Annotated in this window: 10 protein-coding genes; 2 read left to right on the forward strand and 8 right to left on the reverse strand. The window is 46.1% G+C overall.

Annotated features, from left to right (window positions below; all coding sequences use genetic code 11):
• Positions 1 to 9: 9 nt before the first annotated feature.
• The 5 genes from G548_RS17690 to G548_RS0108145 form a co-directional block, all read right to left on the reverse strand.
• Positions 10 to 1,272: a CDP-glycerol glycerophosphotransferase family protein gene (locus G548_RS17690; protein ID WP_022793662.1), complete on the reverse strand. Its 1,263-nt coding sequence runs from the start codon at positions 1,270 to 1,272 to the stop codon at positions 10 to 12.
• A 227-nt stretch (positions 1,273 to 1,499) separates the two neighbouring features.
• Positions 1,500 to 1,895: a glycerol-3-phosphate cytidylyltransferase gene (tagD, locus tag G548_RS0108130; protein WP_022793663.1), complete on the reverse strand. Its 396-nt coding sequence runs from the start codon at positions 1,893 to 1,895 to the stop codon at positions 1,500 to 1,502.
• A gap of 293 nt (positions 1,896 to 2,188) precedes the next feature.
• A complete protein-coding gene (locus G548_RS18760) occupies positions 2,189 to 5,143 on the reverse strand; it encodes a CDP-glycerol glycerophosphotransferase family protein (protein WP_022793664.1) in 2,955 nt (984 codons plus the stop codon).
• Between the two features lie 100 nt (positions 5,144 to 5,243).
• Positions 5,244 to 6,791: a carboxylesterase/lipase family protein gene (locus G548_RS0108140; protein WP_022793665.1), complete on the reverse strand. Its 1,548-nt coding sequence runs from the start codon at positions 6,789 to 6,791 to the stop codon at positions 5,244 to 5,246.
• A 237-nt stretch (positions 6,792 to 7,028) separates the two neighbouring features.
• Positions 7,029 to 7,850 (reverse strand): MIP/aquaporin family protein, encoded by an 822-nt coding sequence (locus tag G548_RS0108145; protein WP_022793666.1) that lies wholly within the window; start codon positions 7,848 to 7,850, stop codon positions 7,029 to 7,031.
• A 405-nt stretch (positions 7,851 to 8,255) separates the two neighbouring features.
• On the opposite strand from G548_RS0108145, the gene G548_RS0108150 reads away from it, so the two are divergent.
• Complete coding sequence (locus tag G548_RS0108150) at positions 8,256 to 8,627, forward strand: DUF2512 family protein (protein WP_022793667.1); 372 nt, start codon at positions 8,256 to 8,258, stop codon at positions 8,625 to 8,627.
• Between the two features lie 67 nt (positions 8,628 to 8,694).
• On the opposite strand, the gene G548_RS17700 is transcribed toward G548_RS0108150, so the two are convergent.
• Both G548_RS17700 and G548_RS0108160 read right to left on the reverse strand, forming a co-directional pair.
• A complete protein-coding gene (locus tag G548_RS17700) occupies positions 8,695 to 9,405 on the reverse strand; it encodes a TraR/DksA C4-type zinc finger protein (protein ID WP_022793668.1) in 711 nt (236 codons plus the stop codon).
• A 199-nt stretch (positions 9,406 to 9,604) separates the two neighbouring features.
• Complete coding sequence (locus G548_RS0108160; RefSeq protein WP_022793669.1) at positions 9,605 to 10,153, reverse strand: GNAT family N-acetyltransferase; 549 nt, start codon at positions 10,151 to 10,153, stop codon at positions 9,605 to 9,607.
• A gap of 217 nt (positions 10,154 to 10,370) precedes the next feature.
• Between G548_RS0108160 and G548_RS0108165 the strand changes: the two genes are divergently transcribed.
• Complete coding sequence (locus G548_RS0108165) at positions 10,371 to 11,156, forward strand: SDR family oxidoreductase (RefSeq protein WP_022793670.1); 786 nt, start codon at positions 10,371 to 10,373, stop codon at positions 11,154 to 11,156.
• Between the two features lie 24 nt (positions 11,157 to 11,180).
• Here the strand turns inward: G548_RS0108165 and G548_RS0108170 are convergent, their stop codons facing one another.
• On the reverse strand, positions 11,181 to 12,233 hold the full coding sequence (locus G548_RS0108170; protein WP_022793671.1) for a C45 family autoproteolytic acyltransferase/hydrolase: 1,053 nt from the start codon (positions 12,231 to 12,233) through the stop codon (positions 11,181 to 11,183).
• Positions 12,234 to 12,274: the final 41 nt, after the last annotated feature.

Here is a 12,274-nt window from a genome sequence, read left to right on the forward strand (position 1 = left end):
CCCAACTAATTAATTTGCGTTGAACACTTTTTCCACCACACGCTTAGCCGCATAGCCATCTTCCCACTGATTGAACTGGTCTTCAAAATCGGCAACTTCTTTGTGGTAACGTTCACGGATAGTGCCACTGTTTTCTACTTCTTCGATGATTTCTTCAGTGTTCATGACAAGCGGCCCCGGGGCTTCCTGTTCAAAATCAAAATAGAAGCCTCGCAGCTTGTCCCGGTAGCTGTCAATGTCATACGTATAAAATATCATCGGGCGCTTTAAAATGCCATAGTCAAACATCACAGAGGAATAATCTGTAATAAGCACATCGCTGGCCACGTAAAGGTCCCGGATGTCCTCATACGCAGAAGCATCAATCGCAAAATCTTCATACCCGGTAACATCCAGATGATCAGCTACAAGATAATGCAGACGCAGAAGCAGTACGTATTCGTCTCCGAGGCGACGGCGCATTTCCTCAAGATCCATCGAAAGGGTAAATTTGTATTTCCCAATAAAATGGTATTCATTGTCCCGCCAGGTCGGAGCATACAGAATGACCTTTTTGTCTTCCGGAATGCCCAGGTTTTCCTTGACCTGCTCTACGTCTGAATGTGAATAATGATGAAGATAGTCATTTCTTGGATATCCGGTTTCAAGCAGATTATGCCTGAATTCAAACGCCCTCCGGAAAATTTGGGCGGAATAAGGGTTCGGGGCTACAAGATAGTCCCAGCGCCCGGCCTCAAACAGGAAGTTCCTTTTGTATTTTTCCGTCGTCGTACCCGGCATTGTCACTTCATTCATATCCTTGGCGAGTTTTTTGAGCGGTGTGCCGTGCCACGTTTGAATATAAACCGTTTTGTCCGGCTTCGGAATCCATTTTGGCAGCCGGCTGTTGAACACCCAGTACCTGGCACGCATCAAAACAATAAACCAGCGGAAAGAAAAGCGTTTGATTGTCTTCAGGCCCCGTTCATCAAAAAGCTCTTTGTACCGGTGATCAATGCTCCAGTAAAACCGGAGCTTTGGATAATCCTGCTGCATTTGTTCATAAATCGCACGCGGATTACAGCTGTACTGCTTACCGAAAAAGCTCTCAAAAACGATAATGTTTTCATTTTTAGGAAGCTTTCCAAGTACGGAAAGAACCGCTTTATAAAAGTTTTTACCGTTACGCAGCCTTTTAATCTTTTTCCATCGTTTCGTTACCCGTTTTTTCGCATTTTTCCATGAGCGTTTAAATTTCTTTTTGTATTTTTTCGTCCATTTCTTTTTTGCCATTATCGTCCCTCAATTTTTTAAAAGTTCATATTTTGGATGCTTTGCAGCGCATCTTGTTCCATTCTATCAAAAAAGAGCTTAACAAAAACGACAAACTTACAAAACAGGCTAAAGTTTTTGTAAATCATTGTTAATTTTGATGGCAACAAAAAAAGGGAGAGAACATCTCTCCCTCCCCGGCTGCTCAGGTTCTCCGCTTAGGCAGGCGAAGCCTCTTTGAGTGAAGATTAATAGTTTACGAGCAGTAATTCTTTTTTGATTTTTGTTGTCGAGATGTCAGCTGTACGCGGCAGATATACTACTTCACAGTATGGGCGGAGAAAATCGAATTTCCCGTGCCAGTCGTCACCCATTACAAAGGTAGTAATGTCGTGGTCGAGTACGTCGTCGATTTTCTGCTCCCAATTTTCTTCCGGGATGACCTCATCTACATAGCGAACCGCTTCCAAAATCAGCTTACGCTGTTCATACGTATAGTAGGCTTTTTTGGATTTCAAGTCATTGAATTCGTCAGTCGATATTGCTACCACCAAGTAATCTCCAAGCTCTTTAGCTCTGCGGAGAAGATTAATGTGCCCCCAATGCAGCAAATCGAACGTGCCGTAAGTCAATACTTTTTTCATAGTAGTGCCCCCCTATATTCCGTTAATTTTATTCTGTATTTTATTCTTCTACGCAAATAATTTTCTCAACAAATTCTTCATTAAAAATTTACATTTATCAACTTGACGCGTTAATTGTAACACATATATCCGGCCAAATATGTCGTCTAATCATGGGAAGTGAAAGGAACTTTCTATAAAACTATGTGACAGCAGTGATAACCTTCACATTTTTTCACACATTTAAAGATATTTTAATATAGTTTATGAACTGCTATTACTCACAAAAAATGGAGCAGAATGGTTCTGCCCCTTCATCTGTTTTCTTGTTCAAGCTCTTCTGCAGCCTGGAAAATGCGTGCTGCATTCTGCTTATCTGAATGAGTGAAAATCATTTCTCTGTTTTCGCTTACTGTTTTCTTTTCGGTCCATCCATGCTTCAAATGACGCCTCAGACTTTTTAGAAGCTCTTCCTCCGAATGCACAACATCTCCAAGAAAAGTCTCTTCAAGTGGCCGCAGGCTTCCACTCTGGAAAAATCGTTTCGTATCGAAATGATAGTAGATGACCGGCTTCTGCATATACGTGAAATCAAAGGAGACACTCGAGTAGTCGGTGATCATCAGCGTGCTTTCCTTTAACAACTGCTGGACTGTTTTTTTACCCAGTTTGACTACTTCGATTTTATTACTGTTGATTTTATCAAAGGCGTCCGTGTACTGCTGCATCCGGTAATGCGGGTAGAACTGCAGCAATACGTCATTTTTCTCCAAAAACCGGTGCAGCTTCGGGTTTTCCAGAAAGCTTTTGTACCGGCGGTAATATTCCGACTCCAGAAAGGTCTCTTTGGAATGCAGCCATTCCCGCCAGGTCGGAATAAAAATAATTTTCCGCTCCGCCGGCGGTCCCTCAAGGAGATTATCAAATCTTGAAAGGCCCGTCACCTGCACTGTTTCATCGTCGTAATGCATCTTTTTCATTACCATTTTCTTTTCACTTTTCGAGCTGACACAAAACAGGTGAAACGGGTACTTATAGTATTCCCGGTTGTATTCCACGCGTTTTCGTCCAAGCACGCCGTGCTGCAGGAAGACACGCAGGCCGCTTCGGTAGGATTCCATTAGCGACCCTTTAAACGGCAGAAAATATTCAATATCATGTGATCCGAAAAAGGCAGTTGCCTTAAGACAAACGTCCACGTGCTCATCGCTTCCGATAATCAGCACGTTCCCAAGCCTCTCCACAGCTTCCCGGTCCATGGAATCTTCCTCAATCGCGTAGTATACCGCCATTTCGGGATAGGCAGTACGGCAGTATTTGAAAAAATGATACCCCGTATCCTGTGCAGTATCCGGCCGCTCCCCGATAACCCACACTGCTGGCTTTTTCCCGGCCCTTTGCATTCTGGCATTTTCTTCCCGGAGCTTCAGGAAATGCTTACGAGGATAAGTGGTCGTTTCTATTTTCACATTTCCCCGCGGCGTATAGGTGACATACCAGGAAACCGCCCGATCTCCTTCTTCAAGCACCCACGAATGCAGGATTTCATCTTTATAATAAATAAAATCTTTTTTTCCAAGCTTTCGTTCGTGTACAAACTCCCCTGCATGCAGGCGGATATAGATGTCCAGCACAGCCTTATCACCGTGAAGCGAGCGGAAATCTTTGAATGCCGCTTCCGCTTCAAATTGTACCCAGCTATCTTTCAGGTGCTGGTTTCTGATAGTTAAGTGATGCTCTTCATTTGTTTCCCTGTTTTTCACCACTACCGTTACCCGCTGTCTCGGCCGCAGGTTACGTGTCAAAGTTGTAAAACGGGCCTGCCCTTCAATAATAAATTTCCCATTCTTCACCTTCATCGATGTAATGTCCTTGGCAATGTCGATTTCATCTATGGAGAATGCGACACGTTTACTTGTCGTCCGGTAAAATTGGTGGCGGTAGATTTTGTCCTGGTGGTACCATTCAAGCTTTGTATTTTTCACCAGATTCCTGCTGTTGGAACGCAGCCGGTAGTCAATCTTCTCCCCATCCCTGGTAACACGAAGGTAGAGGTCCGACCGCCCAAGCCGGTAGGGATGTTTTCCTCTCCCGGTTTCATTTTTAAATAAATTCGTCATTTTTCCATGAAAAACGTATTGCGCCTGCTTGGAATGCAGCTTGTATACACGCACTGGCACAGAAGCTTCTTCATTAGTGTCTCTGTTTTTCCATACGAGCTCCCATGCGTCCGGGCTGTAGCGGTTCCAGTAAAGCGTACCCCGGAAATGGATGATATTCTGTTCATAACTGGCGCGCACCGTATACAGTTTGACGTTTTCTGTCTGAATCATAACTGAAGCCGAATAATTCTGGGTACGGTACACTCGGAAGCTGACCGCCCCTTTTTCATAATGAGGGGCGTACCACTTGGATGCTTTTGCCATATCCCTGGCCGGCATATGAAGACGATGCCGCCATAATGGCTTCGCGCTGGCGTCTGCGATATAAAAATCCCATACACCTGTAAAATGACTTGAAGCATCCAGTTCTACAGTCGATGACCACCATTTATCGTCCTGCCATTCAACGGGGTAGTAATATTTCTTTGACTCTCCACGCTTTTTCAGAATCAATTGAAGCTTTGACGGCCATCCGTTTGCTTCAAGCAGCTTTTTTGAAGCTGTGCCGAGCAATAACCAACCGTGGTCGACTGCTTCTATGTCCATCAGATATGCAGGAAAGAGCTTCACTTTTTTTCCGGAGGGCCTGGTGACTTTCAGCTCCAGGTTATTAAATTTATTGAGTACAGGCCTGAACAAACAGCCCTTTTCGTTTACACTAATTGTCCCCTTCTGCAGCCAGGTTGTCCCGCTTCTTCCGGTTTTCAGGCGAAAACGAATTCCTTCCTTCCTATTTGAAAGCACCGCCCAGCCAATCGCTTTAAAAGGAATATCAGTCGCCAGCTTTTCAAGCAGTACATAAGGCACATAGCCTTCAAACGTCGAAAAGCTCCGTCCGTTTCTCACATCTGCCGCGAAAAAACGAAGCGGTACTCTGATCCGGTTTTCCCATTCCCGTCCCGCTGCCCATTCGATAAAAGAGTACTCTTCTTCAATACGCTTTGGCAGCCGGTCATCTCCAATTTCAATGCGGATGGTTATGCCATGGTCGTCTCCGAGCCATTCCCTTGTACGGCAGCTGTACTGTTTTTCTTTCCACGGGGACTGTCTTTTCTTCAACTGCTGCACCGGTGCCCGGTAATGTGTTTTTATCGCTGGTGCCTTCATCTCGACGCTCTCCTCTGCGGTCAAACTCTTTTTACTATGTAAAATGCGGACGCTCTGAAAGTGTCCGCATTACGTTTCATATTAGTATAGCATACGCGCACTAGTAGCTTCTATACGCAGATGGACGTGTATAGGTTTCGGCAAGCCGGGCTCTCCAGGCAAAATCATCCTCTGCATGGTCATGACGTTTGGGCACCCATTTTTTCCCGATAATCATTGTCTCCGGCCGCTCCTTTGTGTACTGTTTCCATTCCGGAATATCTCCATGCCCGGGATCTCCCTCCCTCGCAAACCGAATCCAGGCGTCCTGCATCCGCCGGGTGAGCGCCGGGCTTTCATTTATGCCTAAAAGTGTCCGGTTCCGGAGGGAAAAAGCTGTTTTAACTGTATTAAACAAATACCCGAGCTCCAGGCCGTGGCAGGCTTTCAGCCAGCGCGCTTCCACGTTGAAACGGTATTGATATACTTTTCCCCCTGCCCGGGAATACAGCTCGCTGAGTTCTGTATGATATAAACGAAACGCCCGGTCTGTAAACATCTGCATAAAAATCTGCGAGCGGCTCCAATTCGGGTATCTTTTCTTATAGTCCTGGTAAACTGCCATCGTTGTTTCTTCTGACATATGCTCGTATTTTCGAAGATAAAATAATACATACGTATCCACCGATTTTTTCTTGCGCAGCTCTGGAATCAGCAGCTTGAAAAAATGCATTTCGTTCGCATTGGAGCCGTGAAGGAGCTTTACCTTTCCCGCGTTTTCCTGAATCGCCTGCTCTACGTCAAACAGGATAATTTCTCCATCTGGTGTGGGGGCAAACATTCTCGAGCCGTTATATGGGCCGTTTGAGGTAAAGTTTTTATCCACGAACGACACCGTCGTTTTTACAAGGTTTTCTGCCGGAGTGGTGCAGATGTCATTCATGGAATGCAGGCCGAGCTTATAAATAAGCTGGTCAGAAATATTCACTGCATCCTCCACCGAACGTGCCAGGCCGGTAATTACTCCGCTTTGAGCAATGACCTTCTGAAAAAGCCCGCGGGCAGCCGGAGCAGCGAGCAGGGCTGTTACACTGATGCTGCCGGCTGACTCTCCAAAAATTGTGACATTGCCCGGGTCTCCGCCGAAGCTTTCAATATTTGACTGTACCCAGCGGAGTGCTTCCATTTGGTCCAGCAGACCAAGATTTTTCATATAGGCGCATTCCGCTCCGCAAATGTTTTCTGCATCCAAAAAACCAAACATCCCCAGCCGGTAATTAATACTCACCATCACTACTTCTCCCCGGGCAGCTAACGATGTCCCATCATATAGCGCCTCCCGGTTCGAACCGCTGTTAAAACCGCCGCCGTGAATAAACACCATCACCGGCCGGCGGTGCACTGGTTCTTCGTCCGGCCTCCAGATGTTTACATGCAGGCAGTCTTCCGATTCCGTACCTTTTTTGAGACCTTCTACACTCTGCGGGCAGGCAGGGCCATAATCCAAGGCACTGTACACTTCTGTAGATTCCCCTAAACGCTGCGGCTTTTTAAAACGCTCCGCTTCCGCATATTTTATTCCGAGATACTCCTGAACATGTTTGTATAAACGGCCTTCGTAAATTCCTGCCGGTGCATGCAGCCGGACAGTTCCTTTTGATTTTTTCATTTTATCCTCCATAAATACAAAGCATCATATTTATTTTTCAGTAAGAAAATATGTATATTTTAATTCTTACTGATATTAGTCGCCGGAACAAATAACAGGTTACGTCTAAACAGCTACATATTTTTACAAATTTTTACTTATCATCATGATATTTATACATCGAGCAACTGTATCCTGCATCATACAAATAGTAAAAAACTGCAATACCCCGAAGCCGGGGCCTGCAGTTTTCAGCTATTAGTTTTTCACGTCGGGATTACTGACCTCTGTATCACGTTTATTCATCACATAAAGAACGCCAAGAATGATGAAGACAAAAACACTGAATAGCGTAAGCACCCCGTAGCCTTCTCCTAAAAAGCCGGCCCGGTAAACGAGAGAGCCAAAAACGCCTCCCAGCGCTGGACCCACTACCGGAATCCAGGCATATGGCCAGTTGGAATCCCGTTTCCCTGCAATAGGAAGCAGGGCGTGCGCAATACGCGGACCCAAATCCCTGGCGGGGTTGATCGCGTAGCCGGTCGTACCGCCAAGCGACAGCCCTATAGCACCAACAAGGAAACCGACAATAAGCGGGTTCAGGCCTTCCGTAAATTCGTTTGCCCCTATACTGTTTAATACGAGTAAAAATACGGCTGTCGCAATAAACTCACTTAAAAAGTTCGCAAACCGGTTGGGAATCGCCGGATCTGTTGAAAATGCCGCCAGCTTCACATCGGCATTCTCTGTTTCCTTCCAGTGCCCAAGAAAATGCAAGTATACAACGGCCCCGCCGATGCCCGCTCCTATAATTTGTGAAACGATATAGCCGGGCACGTCTGCCCATGGGAACGCCCCGATAGACGCAAAGCCGAGAGTAACAGCTGGATTTAAATGCGCGCCGGAGAACTGCCCGACTGCATACACCCCCATTGCTACGGCAAACGCCCAGCCGAGCGCAACAACAATCCACCCTCCTCCTTCTGCTTTCGATTTGTTTAAGTTAACGTTTGCAACAACACCGCCGCCAAAAATAATAAGTATCATCGTACCAATGACTTCCGCTAAGTATATTGACATCTTTCCAGCTCCTTTGTAAGCGTTTGTAATTTACAGACATAAGTATTTACAGCCATTTCGTTTCTTCAAACGACTAAAAAACCGCACACCTCGCTCCCTGTAGAACGTTTTAGTGTGCGGCTTTCATTCGACTCAGCCCGATATATTAACTTAAAAAGACTTTAGCACGAAAAGAAAACGCTGTCAATTTGAAATGTTATCTTACGTTTCGTTTTCCCCGTTACCGGTTATCATACATAGTAGATTCATGTTATCAAGCTGGAGACTCAAATAAATATATTATCGGTGATAACGGTTGGAAATAAAGCTGACCTGTGAGCCGGAAAAGATGCCTATTCTTTTCCGGCTTTTTGTTTTTATAAACACATCGTCTCTGGCTAATTTCACATTAGGAGGTAAACCATTTTGCCGCATCTACTTCCACTTTTCATTAAATTTGTTGCAATGGCGGTTTCGCTCGGTCTGCTGCTCGGTCCTATTCTTTCGCTTTTATCCGGCTGGACTATTATTGTGTTAGCTGTAGTGCTCACTATGCTTTCCTACGGGGGCGACCTCGTGATGATCCCCCGGGTGAAAAATCCTACGGCCGTAGCCGCAGATTTCGGTCTCGTCTTTGTATTAGTACTGCTGACCGTGCTTATCTTCGCCGGGAACAGTGCAGCAGCATGGACAGGAGCTGTTATTGCGGGAATTGTGGTAGGGTTAATTGAATTCCCTTACCATAGTTATCTACGAAGTAAGTTAATGAGTATGAAAGGAAATAAACTGGTAAATTAGTATTTTGGCAGATGAATGTTTATTGCATGAAAAATGGCAGCCCTTCATTAAGCGGGCTGCCATTTGTTTATTTTTTATTTTTCGAATTACTACTCTCATCCTTGGACTGCCGAGCGGAATTCCTGCTTCCCTGCCACTGTTCCTTCTGATCGGCTGTATTTCCGGTGTCTTCTCCTTCCATATCAGCGACGGAGGCATCTTCTACTTTTTCCACCCGTCCTTCCTGCTCTTCCTCTTCTTCCTGTTCACTCGTATATCCGCTCATTTCCGGATCATCGGAAGGCGTCTCGGAAGTACTGTGCTCGCTTACTGCTTCCCACGTATCTTCTTTATCAAAAGCTACATTTTCTTCCCTTTTTTCACGCTCCGGCCCGGGATTGACTACATCTTCTTCCACGGGGTGATCCTGGGCTGGAGCCTCGCTGCCTGCATGGTCTACACAGCGCGTAGTTTCCGGCACAATTTCCAGACGTTCATACGGAATTTCTCTGCCGCAAACTTCACACTTGCCGTAATTTCCGTTTTCCATTGCCTCAAGCGCATGATCAATGTTTTCAAGCTGCTCCCGGGCCTGATTATTGAGCGCTGCGTCTTTTTCCATTTCATGCAGCTCCGTGCCCTGATCACCCGGGTGGTTGCTGTACTCGGAAAGCTCACCGATCGTTTCTGTATTGTTATTAGCATTTCCTGTTTCTTCCGCTTCAATTTTTTCTTCATTTTCTTCTTTCATTTCCAAAAGCCGATTTTTTAATGCTTTTTCCTGTTCTGCCGTAATCATTCGTATCCCTCCAGTTTTGTCTACTATCTCTTTACCCAATTAGCCTGTATATTGAAAATGCTTTTTTCTTCAAAAGCGTTCATACAAAATAAACCTCAAAGAGTAAAAGCTTTCTTTCCGGCTTTAAACCCCACCGTGATTGCCTAACAACTTTTCCCCCGGTTTACTGATGTGTAAACACCTGGATCTCTCTTAAAATTTATCTGCTGTCCGCATCTTCTGTTTTCACCATTCCATAGACTACTTGATTTACATAGCCTCCTGCGAGAAGCTCTGATTCCTTGAGTGTTCCTTCCAGTTGAAAGCCCGGCTTTTCCGGGACCGCCCTGCTTTTTTTATTTTTTTCAGCGCAGCGGATTTCTACGCGGTGCAAATCCATTTTATCGAAGGCGTAATGTGTAAAAGCTTCTACTGCCTGAGTCATGATGCCTTGGCCCTCGTGTTTCTTCCCAAGCCAGTAGCCGAGGCTTGTTTTTTTATTCCCCCAGTCCACTTCGTGGTAGTTAATAACGCCGACAAGTTCTCCTTTAAACCGTATCCCTGCGCGAAACCCACCTCCAGCTGCCGCCTGCTCGAGCGTGCTTTCAATGTTTGCAGCAGTATCCTGGACCGACTGAACGTTGTCCACCCAGTTCATCCATTCTTTTAGATGTTCACGATTTTTATCAATCAGGGCGAACAACTCCCCCGCGTGCTCTTTTTGAAGCAGCAGCAGCTCCAGGCGCTCGTTAATTTTATATACAAACATAGAATATCTCCTTTTTCTCCATAATCAGTATGTCCTGCCCGTCAAATTTCCAAAAATCAACATACAGTCCTTAATTTTTATTTCGCCGGGACCGTCCATTTTCCTTTTTCATCCCTTTAGTACGACCGATCCTTCTGGCGGCACTGAGCGTTTCGCCCTTCATTCAAACGGGAACGGCCTATTACAACCACGATTTCCATAAGGAGGTAGAAGATTCATGAGTAAAACAATATTTATTACCGGTGCCGGCACCGGCCTTGGGAAAGGCACAGCAATTGGCCTGGCGAAAAAAGGCCACCGCGTGATCGCTGCAGTCGAGATAATGGCACAGATTACAAGTCTACGGGAAGAAGCAGAAGCTGCGGGGGCGGATCTCGAAGTGATTAAGCTTGATATCACCAATAAACGGGACCAGCAGCTGATCGCCGACTACGACTATGACATTTTCGTCGCAAACGCAGCCATCGGTGAAGGTGGCCCTATCGCTGAAATACCGGTTGAACGCGTCCGCGAAATCTATGAAACCAACGTGTTCAGCACGCTTGAAAATGCGCAGATTGCCGCTAAAAAATTCGTAGACAAAAAACAGGGCAAAATAATTTTTCTCAGTTCGATCGCCGGCGTCGTCGCGATGCCTTACCTTGCCGCTTATGCCTCCACGAAACACGCTATCGAAGCTATCGCCAAAGCGATGAAAGCAGAGCTTGAAGAATTCAATGTCCAAGTGGCCACCATTAACCCCGGCCCATACGAAACGGGCTTTAATGACCGGATGTTTGAAGAAAAGTGGAAATGGTACGACCCAGAAAAAAACTTCACTCCGGAAAAATCAATCAGCAGCATGGAGCAAATGCTCGACAGCCAGTTTGACCCTGACGACATGATTAACAAGATGGTTGAAGTGATCGAAGCAGATCATCACGCCTTCCGTACGGCTCATCCGCAGGATGCGGAGGATCAGATGAAGCAGGAGGAACAGCAGAACTGGGACGCCCGCATATAAAAAATAAACCGGCCGCGTGCCGGTTTATTTTACGTTCTGATCCATGTGAAGGAACTTCATATTAGTGTCTACCTGACCATACAAATACTGCTCGGGGTTGTCCTCCCCGCTCAGCCAGCGGGAGAAGTCAATTTCATACGGCTTGCGGTCTCCTCCAAGGGCGAACCATGCTTTTTGTTCCTGCAGCATGTAGCCGGAAGTATGAATAGTGCCCGCCCAGCTGTGATAATTATCTGAAAACACCCCGCCGCCAGTATTATTCAGCAGCCGGTACGCCTCTTCTGCAGAAGGAAGTACCTGTTTTTTCTTCTCCATAACCGCCTGCCGGGCTTTCGAATCCACTAAGTAATGACGGTTTTCCTCCGGCATTTTTTCAAAATGATTTGTACATGTCTGATCGTCCCTTGCGATAACCCCGCGCGGCGATGCCTCTACTACTTTAGAACAGCCCTTCATGTCCTGGACCACATAGCTGAACGAATGACGGTGCGGAATTTCTTTCAGCATATCAACCGCCTCCTCCACCGATGCACACACCTCCAGGATTAAGCGGCCAATCATGGAGCAGATGAACCCATCCCCCGGCTTTTTCCGGTGCATAAAATTGTAGCCCATCGCAAGCTGTTTTTCGTTCATGCCGTCCATCCGGCCTGTTACCCGCTGTGAGGGGCCAATCATCGCATAGCCCTGATCTGACGGCTGAAACAATGTGTACCTGCCCTCGTAGGTTTTTGGATGATAGTCGTAATTACGCACCAGATAATTGTCTCCGGTCATAATAGAGCAGCCCGATTTAGGTATTTCAAGGCGATAGCCGGAAAAATGCATAATGATTTTTTCCATATTCCATTTCAAACCGTCCTGCAGCCCTTCAAGCTCCTCCCAGATACCCGGGGCCACTTTCATAAGCGCTTCCTTCGTTTCCCCTATATCCACCTGAAACCTTGGTTTTCGTATTTTCCATTGCTTGTCCCGGTTCTCGACGGACAACGATCCGGCGAGAAGTTTTCCCTGGTGTTTGCCAAATTCGTAATGGGTGCCGCGAAACTGCACCACGCTGCTGTATATTTCCTTCACATTGTCACCTTCATTAAATGGTTATTTTCCCGCCGATACAT

Source organism: Marinococcus halotolerans DSM 16375 (assembly GCF_000420725.1).
GTDB lineage: Bacteria > Bacillota > Bacilli > Bacillales > Marinococcaceae > Marinococcus > Marinococcus halotolerans.